Raw genomic sequence first — 19,758 nt, 5'->3', positions numbered from 1 at the left:
TGGCGTCCTTTCTGCTCGGTTTCTTCCTGATGTTTTTCATCTTTCTCGAAAGGAGTGGGCGTCCTGCCGGAACAGTGTTTCTCTGCGCAGGAAGCCCTATGGGCGCGATATCCCATGAAGTACATGAGGAGTGTGTGGAGAGGATTCAAAAACGCGTCAGAGTTGAATCGCAGCCTTGTGTTTTATCAGGGCGCCATAATCATTTATGGATTCCCAGTGAACTTCCGCGCTATCTCTAAACGTTTTCGGAAGACCTTCGATCTTCATCTTTTCGCTACTCTGCGGACTTATCATCGCGGCTTGGACCGGATATTCCTTCTGCCCGGCAATGACCTTCACCTGGCCGAATGAAACATGGAAGGCCGAATCATTGGCGGCCTGCAGCACCAGCCCGTCGGCAGTTTCCAGGACCTTCCAGCTCAGCTTGTTCGCCGCCTCGTCGGCCGTGCCCGGCAGCCCCTTCGGCCGGTAGAAGATTTTCAGGCGCTGGCGGAAGGCGACCTGCAGGCTGTTCTCGGTCCTGGAGACCTGGGGAATCTCCTGGACGCTGAGCCAGACCACGGATTCGCGATCCTCCGGCAGGCCCTTGCCCTGGTAGAAGATGCGCAGCATCTGCTGCTTCTTGTGGCCCAGGCGTGCCAGCGACGGAGTGATGGCGAAGGGCAGGTCGCTTTCCGACTGGCCCGGCGCGGCTTCGATCCAGGATTGGATCATGATGTCCTCGGTGCCTTCGTTGCGCACCTGGATGGAGGCTTCATGGTCGGTCGCGGGGAATACGACCCGCGTGCCGCCGACCTGGATGGCGGCCAGGCACAGGCCGGAAAGGGAGCAAAGCGCCAGCAACAGGCTGGTGCGAAACAGGAACCTGGGTTTCATCGTTCGACTCGCAGGGTGACGGGAGCGCTGGGCGCTCCCGTTCGGCGGCTTACTCGTAGGTCAGGGTGAAGGGCAGGGTGCCGTTGGCGGTGCCGGGCTGGAGCTGGTTGCCGTTGGCCACGTAGGAGGCACGCATGTTCAGCGTTGCGCTGTACTGGGCGTCCTGGCCTTCTCCGGTCTTGATCAGCGGGGCGACGTAGGTTTCGTTGGCGGACAGGTTGATCAGGTGGCTGTCCGAGTCGAACATGCCGATGCCCACGCCGCTGGCGGTGCCGGTGGTCTTCAGCAGGCTGTTGTTCTTCGGGTCGACGCCCGAGCCGGACAGCGGGTCGAAGCCGAACTTGACGGTGCTCAGGCCAGCGGCGGTGTTGCCGCAGTCCAGGTTCAGGTTGATCGCGGTGCCGGCGGCCAGGCCCGCTTCGGCGGAACCGCCCAGGGCGTCCATGCTGACCTTGCCGAGGTTCACGTCGATGACCTGATTGCCTTTGCTACCGCTGACGGAAGCGCCGGCGCCCCCCGAAGCGACGCAGGAAGCGGCAGTGATTTCACCGGTGAAATTGATGACGCCGTCGGCGGCCAGTGCATGGTTCGCCATCAGGCAGGTGGCGGAAGTCAGCAGCAGGAGTTTGAAAGGTTTCATTGGACCGATATCCCTTAGATAAGAGCTTGAATGCTTCAAGTACGGCTCATCTTGAGCCGCGGCAAAGAATATCGGGGGCTATGCTCCTTAAATACCAGACACTCGCCAGGGATCAACCGAGAACTTTCTTGTTCTGATGGGGGCACCTGCGAAATATATGGGGTAATGGGTGCGTGAATATTTTGCTGGGCAAGACTTGAAAACTATTCGGAGGAAGTGGCTGGAGTTCAAAAGAAGGGCCGTATATTTAATACGGCAACATAATCATGAATATGCCGAGAAAATAACGCCGTTATTCTCACTGTCCCCATCGACAGCGTTCAGAAGAATGGCGCGACGTCGAGGGAGCCTGATACCGACACTTTCCCCATCACCCTGCCTTCCTCCTTCCACCCACAGGATCCTTTTCCGGACAGGAGGTAGTTCTGAAATATCTTGTTACTTTTATTTTCGATCCTTCAGAAGAACCGACTATGGTCAATGGCTATTGGCCATCCATCGACGGGTTTCCCGATAAACAAGAATAAATGTCGATATTTATCGGTATTAAGGCCCCCGAATGGCCTCTCTTGTGAAGTCGTAGCGCACCTCCGTCAAAAAATCGCGCTGCCAGGTTTTGGCTGTATTCGTCAATTTATTGTCTTCTTCTTGGCCGAGATGAGTGGTTCGTCGTAGGACGTCAGCGTTTTTTCGCGAACGGCAGTTGACTAAATTCTGACGGAAAGCTTTTCTTCTCGTCTCAATGTCAATAAACCGGCATGCGGCGGCTGCGTCAGTTATCGACAGAGTGTCGGCTTTCGCGCGGCTTCCATGCAGTTAGGGATGATTGCTTCGTGCTGTCCAAAACTTCCTTGTCCTTCCTTGCTTCACGGCCGCTCCCGCGAGGGCTGTCCCTTGGCGGGTGCCTGGCCGTGCTGCTGCTCGGCAGCGCCTGGGCCCAGGCCGCCGAGGATTACGACCAACTGGTACGCGAGGCCCGCGCCGGCAATTACCAGCCGGCCTTGCAGCGCCTGCGGCAGACCCCCGACGACCCCGCGCGCCTCGACGATCACCTGATCATCGCCGGCTGGGCGGGGCTGGACGAGGAGGTGCTGCAGACCTACCAGCGCCATCCTCAGGCGCGGTTGTCCAGCGGCGCCTGGGCCTCGGTGGCGCGGGCCTATCGCAACCTCAAGCGCTGGCCCCAGGCATTGGAGGCCTACCGTCGCGGCCTGGCCGCCTACCCCGGCGATCAGGTTCTGCTGCAAGGGCAGGCGATGACCCTGGTGGATGCCGGGCGTGGCGCCGAGGCGCTGCAGAAGGCCGCGGCCCTGGTCGCCGCCGCGCCGCGCGATGCCGAGCGGCGCCTGGCCCTGGCCTATGTCCACCAGCAGATGGGCGAGCCCTATGCGGCGCTGTTCCAGGTGGACCAGGCCCGCCAACTGGCCCCGCAGCAAAGCCGTGTGCTCAGCGAATACGTCGATGCCTTGCAGGCCGCCGGCCTGCCGCGCCAGGCGCTGGCCTTCGGCGAGCGCCACCCCGGCGTGCTGTCGGCGGCGCAGCAGCGCAGCCTGCAGGCCGACCGCGTCGCCGAGCTGGTGCGCCTGGCGGAAGTGTCGCCCCTGCGCGACAGCGAGCGCTTCGTGGTCGCCGACCGGGCCATCGCCCTGGCCGACCAGTCCCTCGCGCAATGGGCCGGTGACCCGGCCGCGGCGCAGGAAGTGCGCCGGGTGCGCATCGACCGCCTGGGCGGCCTCTATGCCCGGGCGCGCATGGCCGAGGTGGTCGAGGAATACGAGCGGCTGCATGCCGAGGGCGTGCAACTGCCGCCCTACGCCCTGCGCTGGGTCGCCGGCGCCAGCCTGTACCAGCGCCAGCCGGAGCGGGCCGCGGAACTCTACCGCCAGGTGATCGCCAGCGAGAACGACAAGGACAGCGACTGGATGGACGACCACCAGGGGCTGTTCTACGCCCTGGTGGAAAGCGAACGACTCGACGAGGTGCCTGTCCTGAGCGATGGCCTGGTGGCGCAGCAACCGATGCGGCTGCATCCGCCGGGCATGGGGGTGGCCCTGCCCAACGACGACTGGCTGGAGGCCCGCCTGCTGCAGGCCAACGGCCGGCTGTACCGCAACGACCTGCCGGCGGCGCAGCAGGACTACGAAAGCCTGGTGGAAAGCGCGCCGGACAACTCGCGGCTGCGCACCGGTCTGGCCAGCACCTACCTGTCCCGCGGCTGGCCGCGGCGCGCCGAAGACCAGCTGAAGATAGCCGAAAGCACCGACCCGCGCGGCGTGGCCCTGGAAACCGAGCAGGGCATGGTGGCGCGCGAGCTGCAGGAATGGCGGCAGCTGGACCTGCTGGCCGACGACGTCATCCAGCGCTTCCCCGAACAGTTGCAGGCCCAGCGCCTGGACTACCTGCGCCAGGTCCACCACATGGCCGAGCTGCGCATCAGCGCCTACGGCGGTCATGCCAACGGCGGCGAGGTCAACGGCAGCCGCGACCTGGGCTTCGACAGCGTGCTCTACAGCCCGCCCATCGCCGACCACTGGCGGCTGTTCGGCGGCGCCGGCTACGCCACCGGCGATTTCGAGGAAGGCACCGGGCATTACCGCTGGCAGCGCGTCGGCAGCGAATGGAGCGGGCGTAACACCACGCTGGAGGCGGAGGTGTCGCACAACGATTACGGCGACGGCGACAAGCTGGGCCTGCGGCTGTCTGGCGTCCACGACATCGATGACCAATGGCAGTACGGCTGGAGCGCCGCGCGCCTGTCCCGCGAGACGCCGCTGCGGGCGCTCAACAGCGGCATCCGCTCCGACCGCCTGGACGGCTACCTGCGCTGGCGCCAGAACGAGCAGCGCGAATGGCGCCTGGCCTATTCACCCTCGCACTTCAGCGACGGCAACATGCGCCACGAACTCGCCCTCACCGGCAGCCAACGTGTCCATAGCTCGCCCTACCTGGTGGCGGACCTCGGCCTGGAGGTTTCCGGCAGCCGCAACAGCAAGTCGGAGGACGTCCCCTATTTCAACCCGAAGTCGGACTTGCTGCTGCTGCCCAGCCTGAACCTGGAGCACACCCTCTACCGCCGCTACCAGACGCGCTGGACCCAGCAGGGCCAGCTCGGCGCCGGCAGCTACAGCCAGCAGCACCACGGCACCGGCGCCGTCGGCCTGCTCGGCTACGGCCAGCGCCTGAGCCTGGACGACCGCTTCGACGCAGGCTTCAACCTGTCCGCCGTCAGCCGCCCCTACGACGGCGACCGCGAACTGGACTACCGCCTGGTCTTCGACCTCAGCTACCGCTTCTAGGACCCGAACATGAGAGCCACCTACCGTTTCCTGCTGTTGGGGCTGGCGCTGCTGATCGGGGCTTGCGCCAGCGAGGCGCCCCCCTTCGTCGAGCCGGCGCAACGCACCCTCGCCGCCAACGAGAAGCCCTGGCCGTCGGGGCGCATCCTGACCCTGGCCTACCACGAGATCGCCGACAGCGACGCCAACCAGGCCTTCATGACCGTGCGCACCGCCAACCTGGTGGACCAACTGGCCTGGCTGCACGAGCAAGGCTTCCAGGCGATTTCCGTGGACCAGTTGCTGGCCGCCCGCGCCGGCCGCGGCAGCCTGCCGGAGAAACCGCTGCTGCTGAGCTTCGACGACGGCTACAGCAGCTTCTACCAGCGCGTGCTGCCGATCCTGAAGGCCTACGACTGGCCGGCGATCATGGCGCCGGTAGGCGTCTGGCTGGATACCCCGGACCAGCAGCGCGTGGACTTCGGCGGCCTGGCGGTGGAGCGCCGGCGCTTCCTCACCCGCCAGCAGCTCGCGGAAATCGCCCGGTCCGGCCTGGTGGAAATAGGCGCACACACCGAGGCCCTGCACTTCGGTGGCCCCGGCAACCCGCAGGGCAGTCAGCTGCCGGCAGCGGCCAACCGCCTGTACCTGGCCAATGCCGGGCGCTACGAAACCGAGGCCGAATACCGCAACCGCGTGGGCATCGACGTCAAGCGCATCAGCCGCACCCTGCAAAGCATCACCGGCAAGGCGCCGCGGGTGTGGGTGTGGCCCTACGGCGCGGCCAGCGGCACCGCCTTGCAGGTGGTCGGCGACGACGGCTACGCCCTGGCCCTGACCCTCGAGGACGGCCTGGGCAGCATCGACCACCTGGACAACCTGCCGCGCTTCCTGCTCAACGGCGACCCCAACCTGCATCACTTCACCTCGGCCATCAGCCGCGTCCAGGCGCAGGACAACCTGCGCGTCGCCCACGTCGACCTGGACTACGTCTACGATCCCGACCCGCAGCAGATGGAGGCCAACCTCGGGCAACTGGTGCAGCGCATCGCCGACCTGCGCATCAACACCGTGTTCCTCCAGGCCTATGCCGACCCGCTGGGCGACGGCACGGTGAAGGCGCTGTACTTCCCCAACCGGCACCTGCCGATGCGCGCCGACCTGTTCAACCGCGCCGCCTGGCAGCTGCGCACCCGCGCCGGCGTGGAAGTGTTCGCCTGGATGCCGGTGCTGGCCTTCGACCTGTCGCCGCAGCTGCCGCGGGTGCAGCGCTGGGACCCGCACAGCGGGCGCCTGGAGATCGACCCGCAGCAGTACCGGCGGCTGTCGCCGTTCGACCCCGAAGTACGCCGGCAGATCACCGAGATCTACGAGGACCTGGCCGGGCACGCCGCCTTCGCCGGCCTGCTGTTCCACGACGACGCGCTGTTCTCCGACTTCGAGGATGCCGGGCCCCAGGCGCTGGCGGCCTATCGCGCGGCCGGCCTGCCGGGCGACATCGCCAGCCTGCGCGGCGATGCGCAGACGCTGCAGCGCTGGACGCGCTTCAAGAGCCGCTACCTCATCGACTTCACCCGCCAGCTCGCCGAGCGCGTACGCGCCATCCGCGGCCCGCAGGTGCAGACGGCGCGCAACATCTATGCGCTGCCGATCCTCGAACCGCAGAGCGAAGCCTGGTTCGCGCAGAACCTGGACGACTTCCTGGCCGCCTACGACTGGACCGCGCCCATGGCCATGCCGCTGATGGAGGGCGTGCCCCTGGAGCAGTCCGAGGCCTGGCTGCAGCGCCTGGTGCGCGAAGTGGCCAAGCGCCCCGGCGCGCTGCAGCGCAGCGTCTTCGAACTGCAGGCGCGCGACTGGCGCGAGGGGCGCGAGGCGCCCATCGACGCCGCGCAGTTGCGGCGCTGGATGCACCGCCTGCAGTGGGAGGGCGTGCGCAGCTTCGGTTACTACCCGGACGATTTCGTCAACGACCAGCCCGAACTCAAGGCGCTGCGTCCGGCCATCTCCAACGCCTGGTACCCCGAGCCATGATCGATCGCATCGTTGCCTTGCTGGTCCTGCTGCTGTTGCTCGGCGGCCCGATCGGCGTAGCCATCGTCCTCACCGGCGAGATACTGCTGAACTTCGTGTTCTTCTATCCACTGTTCATGTCGGCCCTGTGGATGGCCGGCGGCATCTACTTCTGGGCGCACTGGGAACGCCACTGGGCCTGGCCGGAGGACGTCCCGCAACTGGAGGGCGAGCCGCTGGTGTCGATCCTGATCCCCTGCTTCAACGAGGGCGACAACGCCGCCGACACCATAGGCGCGGCCCTCGCGCAGCACTATCCGAACATCGAAGTCATCGCCATCAACGACGGTTCCTCCGACAACACCGCGCAGGTGCTCGATGCCCTGGCCGAAGGCGAGCCGCGGCTGCGCGTGCTGCACCTGGCGCAGAACCAGGGCAAGGCCGTGGCCTTGCGCATGGGCGCGCTGGCCGCGCGCAGCGAGTACCTGGTGTGCATCGACGGCGACGCGCTGCTCGATCCCAACGCCGCGGCCTACCTGGTGGCCCCGCTGATCGACAACCCGCGGGTCGGCGCGGTGACCGGCAACCCGCGCATCCGCACGCGCTCGACGCTGATCGGCCGCGTCCAGGTCGGCGAGTTCTCCTCGATCATCGGCCTGATCAAGCGCACCCAGCGCGTCTACGGGCGGGTCTTCACCGTCTCCGGCGTGGTCGCCGCGTTCCGCCGCACGGCCCTGGCGCGGGTCGACTACTGGAGCACGGACATGATCACCGAGGACATCGACATCAGCTGGAAGCTGCAGCTGGATCACTGGTCGATCTTCTACGAGCCGCGCGCGCTGTGCTGGATCCTCATGCCCGAGACCTTGCGTGGCCTGTGGAAGCAGCGCCTGCGCTGGGCGCAGGGCGGGGCCGAGGTGCTGCTGAAGAACATCCGCAGCATCTGGACCTGGCGCTACCGCTACATGTGGCCGCTGCTCATCGAGTTCAGCCTGTCGGCGGCCTGGGCCTTCACTTTCCTGCTGTCGATCCTGCTCTGGGCGCTTGGCCTGGTGGTCGAGATGCCGCCCAGCCTGCGCGTCGCCAACATAGTGCCGCCGGCCTTCACCGGGCTGCTGCTGGCCTGCGTGTGCCTGTTGCAGTTCGCCCTGAGCCTGCTGATCGAGCGGCGCTACGAGCGCCACCTGGCGAGTTCGCTGTTCTGGGTGATCTGGTACCCCTTCGCCTTCTGGCTGGTCACCTTGCTGACCACCCTGGTGAGTTTCCCCAAGGTCATGCTCAAGACGCGCCAGGCCCGGGCGCGCTGGACCAGCCCCGACCGTGGCATCAAGAGGAGTTCGTGATGAACCTGATCAAGACACCGCAGCACTGGCTGCCCCGGAGCCTGGACGTTCTGCTGACCCTGTGCGCCTGGGCGATCTTTGTCTGGCTGATGGAGCGCGGCATTGCCAGCCTGCTCGCCAGCGGCTGGCGAGGGCCGCGCCTGGACTGGGGCGGGCAGTTCCTGCAGACGCTGGATACGCTGATGGTCTATGTGCTGTGCAGCGCCTTGATCGCCGCGCTGCTGGTGTCCTGGGCCCGCTACAACCAGATTCGCGCGGCGCGCTACGAGCGCCGCTCACGCATGCCCGACCTGTCCCGGCAGGCGCTGTCGCGCAGCTTCAACATCAGTGGCGATACCCTGGCCCGCCTGCATGGGGCCCAGGTGGTGACCCTGCACAACGACGAGCATGGCAACCTGGTGTGGGTGGAGAACCCGGCGGAGATGGAAGTCGAGACGCCCTGAGCGGCCTCAACTGCCGCTGTTGCCGTGGTGCGGCTCGGTCAGGGCGCGGCGGTAGCGCGCGTAGAGGTCGCTGTCCATGTTGCTGGCGCTGAGGATCTTCAGGGCGAAGGCCTTGACCTCGGCGTCGCTGTACGCCCGCTGGGGCTCGGTGGCGGCCGGTTGCGCGGCGCAGCCCACCAGCACGGGGACGGCCAGCACCAGGCTGGAAAGGAATCGGAACATGGCGGGTTCACCCGGGGCATGGATAGTGGGGATGGACAAAGGCTAGCGATGGCTCGCCGGCCTGGGAAATCATCCCGGTCGATAGTCGCTATCGTCCGAGCCGGCTTCCGACACCCGGGAGCGCCAATAGGTTCCGGCGGCCCAGCAAGCCGGGCCGAATCCGGCTATCCTTCGCGGCCTTCGCCACTTCCCGGGACCGCGCCATGAAAGAACAGCTCGTCGAACTCCTCACCCTGATCAGCTCCGGCTGCATGGGCGCGGAGGAAATCCGCCAGATCGCCGAGGATGCCGCCGCGGCCTATGCCGACCCCGAGGCCTTCCTCGCCGCCAACCCGGACATCAACTACGACGACAGCTTCCCCATCCCGCTGGGCGAGTGGGTGGTGGTCGGCAGCCTGCCGGACATCGTGCTGTTCCAGGGCGACGACTACAAGGAACTGTTCGAAGGCATCCGCGCCTCGTTCGACGCCAGCGTGAACTTCGTGCTGCAGGCCAAGCAATTGCACAAGGCCGACCCGCTCACCGCGCTGAAGCGCATCCAGGTGCAACTGAGCGCGCTCTATCCGGAAAAGGGCGGCTACGTGCTGCTGGACTTCAGCGAACCGCTGGACGACGAACTGCAGGCGGTGCTGGTGTACCGCTGCGACCTGGAAAGGGTCATGGCCCTGTGCCTGGAAATCGGCATTCCGGCGGCGCCGGCCTACGAGCGCCTGGTCGAGGCCAGCCGGGAAGAGTGATGCCCCCTCGGCCGCCGTCCTTCCGGCGGCCCCTGCCAGGGAAAAACGCCCTGGCTATTCTCCAGGCATGGCGGATGACCGCGCACCTGCTCCCGGTGGGTTGCTTATAAATGTGGGAGTTCCGGCGTGTTCAGGGCTTTGGTTTCCCGTCCGGGCGTAGGAATGCTCTGAGGTCAACCAGGCGATGTCCTGCAATTACCCGCGTCGGCAGCTTGCCGTTGGCGATCCATTCCTCCAGAACCTCCGGCTGATCGGACATCCCGAGCAATTCGGCGAAACGCTCGAGGCTCAGGTAATAGGTTTCGTCCTCGGGAGCGGGGGAGAAGGGTTCTTCCACTTTCATGTGGTGTCCTGCACCATGGCCTGCGCTATTAGGGGAGAGAGACTAAATGACTCTCTCGAGACAATACACTAAATATTAGTGTTTTTGTATGGTGCTTCGAATGTCCGGAAATGGATTACAGATCGTGAAGAAACGTTTCCTTTTTACCGCTGGGGAAAGACTACGTGGCCTGCGTGAGCTGACCGGGCTCAAACGCCCGGAATTCGCCAAGATCGTCGGCATGAAGGCCAAGACGGTGGAGAACATCGAGTTCGGTCGCCAGCGCATGCGCGACGAGGATTTCGAGAAGGTCTGCAGCGTCTATCCGGATTTCGCCCGCTGGATCACCTACGAAGGGCCCATCGACTCGGCGTCGGTGGCCTGGGAGATCGCCGATTCGGCGCAGTCCGCCGCCGTCTACCTGGTGGAGCAGAACCCCGCATTGCTGGAGAGCAGCAGCCTCAGCCTGGAGGAGTGGCGCAACCGCCACCACGACGTGCTCGAGCGCCTGCGCCATGAGCCGGGGCGCGAACTCGTCGCAGAGACCGACGACGATGACGACGAGTCCGAAGAAGAGACGCGGGACTAGGCGACGCAGCCGCGCAGGTAGCCCAGCAGGTCCGGGGCGCCGATGCTGCGCAGGCCGGCGCCGAATTCGTCGGCTTGCGGGTGGTCCTTGGGCAGCAGCAGGGATTCCGGCGTTTCGCTGTTGAACAGGCCGAAGCGCGCATAGGGCAGGCCGGTGTCCAGCAGCAGGCCCATGAACCCGGCATCGCTCCAGGCCTGGGTCGGCATCGCCAGCATGTGGTAGCGCCGCTCCAGGTCGTCCAGGGCGCTGCCCTGCAGGCTAAACTGGCGCACCCTGCCGGGCAGGCGCAGTTCCAGGCCGCGGCGGCGCGCATAGGCCACCGCGCAGGCGAACGCCTCGGTGTGGTTGTCCAGCTCCAGGAACAGCCGCTGGCCATGCCAGTCGGCCCGGCGCAATTGCAGCTCCACGCCGCGCTCGAAGCCGGGCAGGGCCTGCCCGAGCGCCTTGCCGAAATCCCGGTAGCTGATGATCCGCACCTTGCGCCCGGCGTCGCCGGCCGCCACGGCTTCGAAGTCGGGTAGCGCCGAATTCGCCAGGGGGCCGCGGGTGCACAGGCCGTCCACCTCGCGCAGGTCGACATCGTGCAGCTCCAGCAGACGGGAACCGACCAGTTTCTTCAGTGCGGCATGGGCGCGCGCCTTGTCTTCCTGCACCGGCCCGGACAGGGCGCCGCGCGGCAGGTCGATCAGGCGGTACAGCGGCGCGCCGGACTGCCAGCCGATGCCGCTGGGCGGGCTCGCCGGGGCGCTGAAGCTCAGGGCCAGGGAACGGGTGCGCTGCGAGACCTTGTGCAGGTCGGCGTTGCCGAGCCCCAGGCGCTGGGCGATGGCCGCGAGGCGCTGGGCCATGTTGCGGGGTGGATTCATGATCGAAGGCAAACTCCCGATGCCCGGCCGACAGCCCTAAGCATAGGTAAGCCAGTCGCGGTTGTGCTTCCGGGCAGTGACAAATGTTGCTTCCTTCCTTTCAAGGGCGGGCGCCATGCCGGGCCCGCCGCGGCCGCGCCTCGCCTAGGGACAGGCCGGCCGGCTATACTAGCGCCCCATTTTGCCGACCGATGCCCGACCATGTATAGCCTGGCCCGCGAGCTGCTGTTCAAACTGTCCCCGGAAACCTCCCATGAGCTGTCCATCGACCTGATCGGCGCCGGCGGCCGCCTGGGGCTCAACGGCCTGTTCTGCCCGAAGCCGGCCAGCCTGCCGGTGCAGGTCATGGGCATCGACTTCCCCAACCCGGTGGGCCTGGCCGCCGGCCTGGACAAGAACGGCGACGCCATCGACGGCTTCGCCCAACTGGGCTTCGGCTTCGTCGAGATCGGCACCGTCACCCCGCGCCCGCAGCCGGGCAACCCCAAGCCGCGGCTGTTCCGCCTGCCGCAGGCCACCGCGATCATCAACCGCATGGGCTTCAACAACCTGGGCGTCGACCACCTGGTGGAGCGGGTCAAGGCCGCGAAGTACCGCGGCGTGCTGGGCATCAACATCGGCAAGAATTTCGACACCCCGGTCGAGCGCGCGGTGGACGACTACCTGATCTGTCTGGACAAGGTCTACGCCCACGCCAGCTACGTCACGGTCAACGTCAGCTCGCCGAACACCCCGGGCCTGCGCAGCCTGCAGTTCGGCGACTCGCTCAAGCAACTGCTGGAGGCCCTGCGCCAGCGCCAGGAAGACCTGGCCGAACAGCATGGCCGGCGCGTGCCGCTGGCGATCAAGATCGCCCCGGACATGACCGACGAGGAAACCGCCCTGGTCGCCGCGGCGCTGGTGGAGGCGGGGATGGATGCGGTGATCGCCACCAACACCACCTTGGGCCGCGAAGGCGTCGAGGGGCTGCCGTTCGGTGACGAGGCCGGCGGCCTGTCGGGCGCGCCGGTGCGCGAGAAGAGCACCCACACGGTCAAGGTGCTGGCTGGCGAACTGGGCGGCCGCCTGCCGATCATCGCCGCCGGCGGCATCACCGAGGGCGCCCATGCGGCGGAGAAGATCGCCGCCGGCGCGAGCCTGGTGCAGATCTACTCGGGCTTCATCTACAAGGGGCCGGCGCTGATCCGCGAGGCGGTGGACGCCATCGCCCAGGCGCAGCGCGCAGGCAAATAAAAAGGGCTCCTTTCGGAGCCCTTGGGCTTACGCCCTGCCGCCCGGATGGGGCGTGCCTTGGGGAAATCGGTGTGATCCTTTGGTCAACTGGTGGCGTGTTGCATCTGATTCAGACGTTGAAGACCGGCGGTGCCGGTGAGGCCATCCCAGTTGTCGCCGCGACCCTCGCGCCAGCCGTTGAGCCAGGACTGCCGGGTGGTGGGATGGGTGAAAGGACAGAGATCGCGAGACTTGCCACTGATGCCGTACTGGTAACCGCGCATAAAGGCTCTTTCCAACGGATCACGCTTGAGTCTTCTCATAGGGTGTTGCCCTCACTTGTTGACTGTTATGTCCCGTTGGCCCCCTGGGGAGGCCTGGCGGACAGTTCCGCCAAAAAGGGGCCTGTTGCCGGCGTGACAGACCCCGCCCGACACCTTTGCGGCGACGGGTTAAGCTGAGTTCTAAACCATGGGCTTCGAGCCTGTGAACAACCAATTTGTCATAAAGACTTAACTCTTATGGGTTCAAGCCATAAGTTTTTCCCCCGGGCGGGTCGGGCAAATTGCCCGAAACCGCATGTTCAGGGGCTTGTGCGAGGCAGCCTGGCGAACTGCCAGGAAATTGAGAGGTTCTCTCATCCCGACGAGCGGGCAAGTACCTGCGACCTCGGGTCGCAGGTTTTGTGAAACCTTTTGAAATGAACCATGGCCGGGTGCCAGCGTTTTCACGCGGCATCCGCTCAACAGGGGCCGAGGCCCCTCTGGAAAGGGCTGCGGCCCGGGAATGGCGATGTCGGAACACTACGAACTCTTCCTCACCTGCCCCAAGGGCCTCGATGGCCTGCTGCTGGACGAGGCGCAGGCGCTGGGCCTGAGCGATGCCCGCGCGCAGGTGTCCGCCGTGCGCGGCCGCGGCGACCTGGAGACGGCCTACCGGCTGTGCCTCTGGTCGCGCCTGGCCAACCGCGTGCTGCTGGTGTTGGCGCGCTTCCCGGTGGCCAACGCCGAGGAACTCTACCTGGGCGTGAACGCGGTCAACTGGAGCGATCACCTGGACCCCGGCGGCAGCCTGGCGGTGGAGTTCAGCGGCAAGGGCTCGGGCATCGACAACACCCACTTCGGCGCGCTCAAGGTCAAGGACGCCATCGTCGACAACCTGCGCGCCGAGTTCGGCCGGCGGCCGACGGTGGACAAGGTCAACCCGGACATCCGCGTCCACCTGCACCTGGACCGCGGCCAGGCGGTGCTGTCCCTGGACCTCTCCGGGCACAGCCTGCACCAGCGCGGCTACCGCCTGCAGCAGGGCGCCGCGCCGCTGAAGGAAAACCTCGCCGCGGCCATCCTCATCCGCGCCGGCTGGCCGCAGCTGGCCGCCGAGGGCGGGGCGCTGTCCGACCCCATGTGCGGCGTCGGCACCTTCCTGATCGAGGCCGGCCTGATGGCCGCCGACATCGCCCCCAACCTCAAACGCGAGCACTGGGGCTTCGACAAGTGGCTGGGCCACGTCCCGGTCCTCTGGCGCAAGCTGCTGGCCGAGGCCGAGCAACGCGCCGCCGTCGGCCTGGCGCGGCCGCCGCTGTGGATCCGCGGCTACGAGGCGGACCCGCGGCTGATCCAGCCGGCGCGCAACAACATCGAGCGCGCCGGTCTGGGCGAGTGGGTGAAGGTCTACCAGGGCGAGCTGGCCACCTTCGAACCGCGCCCGGACAAGGGCCAGCGCGGCCTGGTGATCTGCAACCCGCCCTACGGCGAGCGCCTGGGCGACGAGGCCAGCCTGCTGTACCTCTACCAACACCTGGGCGAGCGCCTGCGCCAGGCCTGCCTGGGCTGGAACGCCGCGGTCTTCACCGGGGCGCCGGAGCTGGGCAAGCGCATGGGCATCCGTAGCCACAAGCAGTACGCCTTCTGGAACGGCGCGTTGCCGTGCAAGCTGCTGATGTTCGAGGTGGAGCCGCGCCAGTTCGTCACCGGCGAGCGCGGTGCCGAGGCGCGCCAGGACGGCGCCGTGCAAGCTCCGGCGGAGCCGGCGCGCCTGAGCGAGGGCGGGCAGATGTTCGCCAACCGCCTGCAGAAGAATCTCAAGCAACTGGGCAAATGGGCCAGGCGCGAGAAAATCGAATGCTACCGCGTGTATGACGCGGACATGCCCGAGTACGCCCTGGCCGTGGACCTGTACCGCGACTGGGTGCACGTGCAGGAATACGCCGCGCCCAAGTCCATCGACCCGGCCAAGGCCCAGGCCCGCCTGCTCGACGCCCTGGCGGCGCTGCCGCAGGCCCTCGGCATCCCCAGCGAGCGCATCGTCATCAAGCGCCGCGAGCGCCAGGCCGGCAGGAAGCAGTACGAACGGCAGAACAGCGAAGGCCGCTTCATGGAAGTGGAGGAGGGCGGCGTGCGCCTGCTGGTCAACCTCACCGATTACCTGGACACCGGGCTGTTCCTCGACCACCGGCCGATGCGCCTGCGCCTGCAGCGCGAGGCCGCCGGCAAGCGCTTCCTCAACCTGTTCTGCTACACCGCCACCGCCACCGTGCATGCGGCCAAGGGCGGCGCGCGCAGCACCACCAGCGTCGACCTGTCGAAGACCTACCTGGACTGGGCGCGGCGCAACCTGTCGCTCAACGGTTTCTCCGACAAGCAGAAGCTGGTGCAGAGCGATGTCATGGAATGGCTGCGGGCGGACCGCGGCGAGTACGACCTGATCTTCATCGACCCGCCGACCTTCTCCAACTCCAAGCGCATGGAAGGGGTGTTCGACGTGCAGCGCGACCAGGTCGAGCTGATCGACCTGGCCATGACCCGTCTGGCCAAGGGCGGCGTGCTGTATTTCTCCAACAACTTCCGCAAGTTCGAGCTGGAGCCGAGCCTGGCGGCGCGCTACCAGGTCGAGGACATCAGCGCCCAGACCCTCGACCCGGACTTCGCCCGCAACCCGAAGATCCACCGGGCCTGGCGCATCAGCGCTCGCTGATTCGCCAGGGCCCCGCGGCTGGTTTCACTGGCCGCGGGTGGAGGCGTAGAGGTCCAGCAGCACCTGGTCGAGGATGGACGAAGCGCCCCACGGCCGGTTGCTGTTGAGGATGGCTACCACCACCCAGTTGTTGCCGCGGGCGTCGCGGCTGAACCCGGCCAGGGCGCGGACGGTGTTGAGGGTGCCGGTCTTGACGTGGGCCTCGCCGGTCATGGGCGTGTGGCGCAGGCGCTTGCGCATGGTGCCGTCGACGCCGACGATCGGCAGCGAGGAGATGTACTCCGCGGCGTAGGGGCTGTGCCAGGCGGCCTGCAGCATGGCGGCCATCTCGCGGGCGCTGACGCGCTCGTCGCGGGACAGGCCGGAGCCGTTCTCCATCACCAGGTGCGAAGCGGTGATGCCCTTGCGCGCCAGCCACTGGCGGATCACCCGCTGTGCCGCCAGGCCATCGTTGGCGTCCGCGCTGGTGCGGTTCTGCGCGCCGATGCTGAGGAACACCTGGCGGGCCATGGTGTTGTTACTGTACTTGTTGATGTCGCGGATGATGTCCACGGTGTCCGGCGACAGCGCGCGGGCCAGCAGGGTGGCGTTCTTCGGCACCGTGCCCTGGCGGTCGGCGCCGCTGATGCTGCCGCCCAGTTCCTGCCAGATGCCGCGGATGGCGCCGGCGGTGTAGCCCGGATGGTCGAGCAGCGACATGTAGGTCTGCGCGCTGCAGCCGCGCGGAATCTCGCCGGCGGCCACCAGCACGGTGCCCTCGGCGCGGGTTTCCGGGACGAAGCGCAGCTTCGGCCAGGCCGGGCAGTTGGCCGGGCCGCTGACCTTGATCTGGTTCTCCAGGCGCACGTTGGCCAGCGGCGGGTCCATCATCACCGAGGCCTGGTTGCCTTCGCTGCGCACCACCAGGCGCACGCTCTTGAGGTTGACCATGGCGGCGTCGGGGCCGACCAGGAACGGCTTGTTGTCGTCGCCGCCGTCATCGTTGAACACCGGCAACTGCGGCTGGTTGAAGTAGCTGCGGTCCAGCACCAGGTCGCCGTTGACCTTGAGCACGCCGTTGGCGCGCAGGTCGCGCATCATCAGCCAGAGCTTTTCCAGGTTCAGCTTGGGGTCGCCGCCGCCCTTGAGGTAGAGGTTGCCGTTGAGCACGCCGTCCTGCAGCTTGCCGTCGGTGTAGAACTCGGTCTTCCACTGGTAGGTGGGGCCCAGCAACTCCAGGGCGGCATAGGTGGTGAACAGCTTCATGGTCGAGGCCGGGTTCACCGAGACGTCGGCGTTGAAGTAGGTGGGCGTACCCGGGCCATCCAGGGGGATCATCACCAGCGACAGGGCGTCGTTGGTCAGCTTGCTGGCCTTGAGCGCCTTCTCCACCCGTTCGGGCAGGGCGGACTTGATCGGGGCGGCCAGGGTGGGCAGGGCGAAGGGCAGCAGGGTGGCGAAGGCGAGAACACGCAGTGACTTGAACATATTTGAAGTGAAATCCCGGTTCAGGGCATCGACATGACGAAGGTGACGAAAGAAGACACTGACGATAGACGATTGCGCCAGTGACGCGGCAACGCGCCGGCGCATTATGCCGCAAGCCGTTGCGGGATGCGCTGGGGTTTGTGAGCCGATGCGCGTGGGAGCGCCGCGCCCGAGCTGCTAGAGTCTGTGCGGGGCGGCTCCCGCCCAGCCCCGCATGCCGTCATCAATCGAGGAGATCCGCCACATGGCCAGCAACCGTTCCCGTCGTCTGCGGAAGAAACTCTGCGTCGATGAATTCCAGGAACTGGGGTTCGAGTTGTCGCTCGACTATCGCGAAGGGCTCCCCGAACAGGAGCAGCAGGCCTTCCTGAAGCGCTTCGTGGAGCAGGCCATCGGCGCCAACGGCCTGGCCTATACCGGTTGCGACGATTTCGGCTTCGTGTGCCTGGCGCGCCGCGGCTCGGTCACCGAGGAGCAGCGCAAGGCCGTGGAGGACTGGCTGAAGCAGCAGGGCGAGCTGAGCGGCAGTTCGGTCAGCCCCCTGCAGGATGCCTGGTATCCGGAGCAGCCCATTCACCAGCCTGGCTGAGAACGGGCTGAGGGTGGGCGCCCGCCCCGGGTTCAGCCCGGTGGGTTCTGCGCGCCCTCCAACTCCAGCGCGGAGCCGGCTTCCGCCTCCGGCGGTTGCAGGTCGACGCCCGTCCAGTGGCGATAGGCGTCCTCCGACATCGGCCGGGCGAACAGGAAGCCCTGGCCGAACCGGCAGCCCAGTTCGCGCATGCGCTGCAGTTGCTGGTAGGTCTCGATGCCCTCGGCGATCACCCGCAACTGCAGGTGGCGCGCCAGCACCAGGGTGCTGGCGACCGACTCGTGGGTGCGCGGGTTGTGCTGCATGTCGCGGATGAAGGAGGCGTCCAGCTTGATTTCGTTGCAGGGCAGGTCGCAAAGGCGCTGCAGCGAGGAGTAGCCGGTGCCGAAGTCGTCGATGGCGACGTTGCAGCCGAGCAGGCGCAGGCGGGTGAGGTTCTCCAGGCTGGCCAGGGGCGTGGTCGCCAGCCCCCCTTCGATGATCTCGATGGTCAGGCTGGCAGGGTCGACGCCGGTCTGCCGCAGTTTTTCCTTCAGGTGGCCTGCCAGGTCGCGCTGCTGCAGCACCTCGAGGTCGATGTTGATCGACAGCGCCCGCTGGGTGCCGTGGCGCAGCTCGCGCCGGGCGAAATCCAGGGCCTGGTCCAGAACCAGGTCGAAGAGGTCGGGCAGCAGCTTCATCCGGCGGATCGCGGCGAGGAAGTAGGCCGGGCGCAACAGCCCGTGGACCGGGTGGTCCCAGCGCACCAGCACCTCGGCGCCGATCTCCTGCAGGGTGTCGAGGTCGACCTTGGGCTGGTAGTAGGCCCTGAGCTCCCGGTTGCGCATGGCCTGCCAGACCTCCAGCGCCGATGGCGTCGGCCGCGGCAGCGGCGGGGCGGCGGCGGGCGCAGGGCTGTAGTGGCGCAGGCGTGCCTGCAGGCTGGACATCTGCAGCGGCTTGGTCAGCTCGCCGAGCACCGACAGGCCGTACAGCGTGGCGATGTGGGCGATGGCCCGGCGCAGGTCGGCGGGGACCTCGCTGACCACGATGATCGCCCGCAGCAGCTTCTCCTGGGCCGCCAGGCGCAGGAACCCGAGCAGGTCCATGCCCGGCGGCAGCACGTCGCAGATGCAGATGTCGACTCCGCCCTTCTGCCTCAGCAGTTCGATGGCGCTGTCCCCGTCGCCGGCGGCCAGGACCTGCTCGTAGCCGAGGACCCGCAAGCCGTGCACGGTGGCCTCGCGCAGAAATGCATGGTCCTCCAGCACCAGCAGGCTGGATGGGATCGATATGTTCATGGTCGCGCGTACCGAATTGGATAACGGCCGCAGTGTGCCGGCTGGCGGGTGCCATTTATTTAAAAAACTTCCATTTCCGTTGTAGGAAATTGCATTAGGAGGTGTTGAAAAAGTCCGGCTTGAAAGTTAACGGAAGTTGGTCGATCAAGTTTGTGTAGGAATTTATACTTTGATGTATGGGAATTTACTTAAGATGTTAAAAGTGGCACCAGTTAATCTCGACACTGATTTCCTAGACGATATCTTACGGCGCACTCTTGGGAAGTCTGTCGGAGATTGAAAATTGAGCAAGGTTCTTATCGTCGATGATCATCCGGTGATACGGATGGCAATGCGCGTTCTGCTGGAAAAGGAAGGTCATACCATCATCGGGGAAACCGACAACGGCGTGGACGCCCTGTCCCTGGTGAAGGATCTGCTGCCGGAGCTGGTGGTGCTGGACATCGGCATCCCCAAGCTGGACGGGCTAGAAGTCATCAGCCGTCTGACCGCGTTCAACCTGCCCCTGAAGATTCTCGTGCTGACCGGCCAGAGCGCCTCGCTCTACGCCATGCGCTGCATGCAGGCCGGGGCCTCCGGGTTCGTCTGCAAGCAGGGCGGGCTGGCCGAGTTGATCAGCGCGGTCAATGCGGTGATCGCCGGGTACAACTATTTCCCCAGCACGGCCGTGCGCCCGGCGCGCAAGAACAACGGCAGCATGGATGACCATGAACTCATCCAGCGCCTCTCCGACCGGGAAATGTCGGTATTGCAATACCTGGCCAATGGTTATTCGAACAAGGACATCTCCGAGCAGATGTTCATCAGCAACAAGACCGTCAGTACCTACAAGACGCGCCTGCTGCTGAAGCTCAACGCCCATTCGCTGGTCGACCTGATCGAGTTCGCCAAGCGCAACGCACTGGTCTGAG

18 protein-coding genes are annotated in these 19,758 nt (G+C 66.2%); 10 read left to right on the top strand and 8 right to left on the bottom strand.

Annotated elements, in window-relative coordinates:
* Positions 1 to 156: 156 nt before the first annotated feature.
* Both PM1_RS21175 and PM1_RS21170 read right to left on the bottom strand, forming a co-directional pair.
* Complete coding sequence (locus PM1_RS21175; RefSeq protein WP_009621270.1) at positions 157 to 876, bottom strand: fimbrial biogenesis chaperone; 720 nt, start codon at positions 874 to 876, stop codon at positions 157 to 159.
* 49 nt (positions 877 to 925) lie between these two features.
* Positions 926 to 1,516 (bottom strand): fimbrial protein, encoded by a 591-nt coding sequence (locus PM1_RS21170; RefSeq protein ID WP_009621272.1) that lies wholly within the window; start codon positions 1,514 to 1,516, stop codon positions 926 to 928.
* A 911-nt stretch (positions 1,517 to 2,427) separates the two neighbouring features.
* On the opposite strand from PM1_RS21170, the gene pgaA reads away from it, so the two are divergent.
* The 4 genes from pgaA to pgaD are packed head-to-tail and all read left to right on the top strand — an operon-like array spanning position 2,428 to position 8,590.
* Entirely contained in the window at positions 2,428 to 4,812 is a 2,385-nt protein-coding gene (gene pgaA / locus PM1_RS21165; protein WP_161788532.1) for a poly-beta-1,6 N-acetyl-D-glucosamine export porin PgaA, read from the top strand.
* A gap of 9 nt (positions 4,813 to 4,821) precedes the next feature.
* Positions 4,822 to 6,825: a poly-beta-1,6-N-acetyl-D-glucosamine N-deacetylase PgaB gene (gene pgaB / locus PM1_RS21160; RefSeq protein WP_009621277.1), complete on the top strand. Its 2,004-nt coding sequence runs from the start codon at positions 4,822 to 4,824 to the stop codon at positions 6,823 to 6,825.
* The gene (pgaC, locus tag PM1_RS21155; protein ID WP_009621279.1) at positions 6,822 to 8,147 is read left to right on the top strand and encodes a poly-beta-1,6-N-acetyl-D-glucosamine synthase; all 1,326 of its coding nucleotides are present in this window, start codon (positions 6,822 to 6,824) and stop codon (positions 8,145 to 8,147) included. Before pgaB ends, pgaC begins: the two co-directional genes overlap by 4 nt.
* On the top strand, positions 8,147 to 8,590 hold the full coding sequence (pgaD, locus tag PM1_RS21150) for a poly-beta-1,6-N-acetyl-D-glucosamine biosynthesis protein PgaD (RefSeq protein ID WP_009621281.1): 444 nt from the start codon (positions 8,147 to 8,149) through the stop codon (positions 8,588 to 8,590). Before pgaC ends, pgaD begins: the two co-directional genes overlap by 1 nt.
* Positions 8,591 to 8,596: 6 nt before the next feature.
* On the opposite strand, the gene PM1_RS21145 is transcribed toward pgaD, so the two are convergent.
* On the bottom strand, positions 8,597 to 8,812 hold the full coding sequence (locus tag PM1_RS21145) for a hypothetical protein (RefSeq protein WP_009621283.1): 216 nt from the start codon (positions 8,810 to 8,812) through the stop codon (positions 8,597 to 8,599).
* A gap of 203 nt (positions 8,813 to 9,015) precedes the next feature.
* On the opposite strand from PM1_RS21145, the gene PM1_RS21140 reads away from it, so the two are divergent.
* Positions 9,016 to 9,549, top strand: coding sequence for a hypothetical protein (locus PM1_RS21140; RefSeq protein ID WP_009621284.1), 534 nt, complete (start codon positions 9,016 to 9,018; stop codon positions 9,547 to 9,549).
* A 130-nt stretch (positions 9,550 to 9,679) separates the two neighbouring features.
* Here PM1_RS21140 and PM1_RS21135 read toward each other — a convergent pair whose 3' ends face one another.
* Positions 9,680 to 9,892, bottom strand: a complete 213-nt coding sequence (locus PM1_RS21135) for a helix-turn-helix domain-containing protein (RefSeq protein ID WP_009621285.1) — start codon at positions 9,890 to 9,892, stop codon at positions 9,680 to 9,682.
* A gap of 124 nt (positions 9,893 to 10,016) precedes the next feature.
* On the opposite strand from PM1_RS21135, the gene PM1_RS21130 reads away from it, so the two are divergent.
* Positions 10,017 to 10,460: a helix-turn-helix domain-containing protein gene (locus PM1_RS21130; protein ID WP_310889450.1), complete on the top strand. Its 444-nt coding sequence runs from the start codon at positions 10,017 to 10,019 to the stop codon at positions 10,458 to 10,460.
* Here PM1_RS21130 and PM1_RS21125 read toward each other — a convergent pair.
* Positions 10,457 to 11,326 (bottom strand): DUF6685 family protein, encoded by an 870-nt coding sequence (locus PM1_RS21125; protein ID WP_043267363.1) that lies wholly within the window; start codon positions 11,324 to 11,326, stop codon positions 10,457 to 10,459. The two genes, PM1_RS21130 and PM1_RS21125, sit on opposite strands and share 4 nt — an antisense overlap.
* A 201-nt stretch (positions 11,327 to 11,527) precedes the next feature.
* On the opposite strand from PM1_RS21125, the gene PM1_RS21120 reads away from it, so the two are divergent.
* Positions 11,528 to 12,559, top strand: a complete 1,032-nt coding sequence (locus PM1_RS21120) for a quinone-dependent dihydroorotate dehydrogenase (RefSeq protein ID WP_009621290.1) — start codon at positions 11,528 to 11,530, stop codon at positions 12,557 to 12,559.
* Positions 12,560 to 12,642: 83 nt separating this feature from the next.
* Here PM1_RS21120 and rmf read toward each other — a convergent pair whose 3' ends face one another.
* A complete protein-coding gene (gene rmf, locus PM1_RS21115) occupies positions 12,643 to 12,861 on the bottom strand; it encodes a ribosome modulation factor (protein ID WP_009621292.1) in 219 nt (72 codons plus the stop codon).
* Positions 12,862 to 13,330: 469 nt separating this feature from the next.
* Here rmf and rlmKL point away from each other — a divergent pair, with 469 nt between their 5' ends.
* On the top strand, positions 13,331 to 15,511 hold the full coding sequence (gene rlmKL / locus PM1_RS21110; protein WP_009621294.1) for a bifunctional 23S rRNA (guanine(2069)-N(7))-methyltransferase RlmK/23S rRNA (guanine(2445)-N(2))-methyltransferase RlmL: 2,181 nt from the start codon (positions 13,331 to 13,333) through the stop codon (positions 15,509 to 15,511).
* Positions 15,512 to 15,535: 24 nt separating this feature from the next.
* On the opposite strand, the gene dacB is transcribed toward rlmKL, so the two are convergent.
* Positions 15,536 to 16,978, bottom strand: a complete 1,443-nt coding sequence (gene dacB / locus PM1_RS21105; RefSeq protein WP_009621296.1) for a D-alanyl-D-alanine carboxypeptidase/D-alanyl-D-alanine endopeptidase — start codon at positions 16,976 to 16,978, stop codon at positions 15,536 to 15,538.
* A 244-nt stretch (positions 16,979 to 17,222) separates the two neighbouring features.
* Between dacB and PM1_RS21100 the strand changes: the two genes are divergently transcribed.
* On the top strand, positions 17,223 to 17,567 hold the full coding sequence (locus tag PM1_RS21100) for a YggL 50S ribosome-binding family protein (RefSeq protein WP_009621298.1): 345 nt from the start codon (positions 17,223 to 17,225) through the stop codon (positions 17,565 to 17,567).
* Positions 17,568 to 17,599: 32 nt separating this feature from the next.
* On the opposite strand, the gene PM1_RS21095 is transcribed toward PM1_RS21100, so the two are convergent.
* Positions 17,600 to 18,847: an EAL domain-containing response regulator gene (locus tag PM1_RS21095; protein ID WP_009621301.1), complete on the bottom strand. Its 1,248-nt coding sequence runs from the start codon at positions 18,845 to 18,847 to the stop codon at positions 17,600 to 17,602.
* 283 nt (positions 18,848 to 19,130) lie between these two features.
* Between PM1_RS21095 and PM1_RS21090 the strand changes: the two genes are divergently transcribed.
* A complete protein-coding gene (locus PM1_RS21090) occupies positions 19,131 to 19,757 on the top strand; it encodes a response regulator transcription factor (RefSeq protein WP_024128782.1) in 627 nt (208 codons plus the stop codon).
* The last annotated feature ends 1 nt before the right edge of the window (position 19,758 follow it).

The organism is Pseudomonas sp. M1, from assembly GCF_022760135.1.
GTDB lineage: Bacteria > Pseudomonadota > Gammaproteobacteria > Pseudomonadales > Pseudomonadaceae > Pseudomonas > Pseudomonas citronellolis.
The sequence above is the reverse complement of the archived record's forward strand: the minus strand, read 5'-3'. Positions and strand labels throughout refer to the sequence as shown.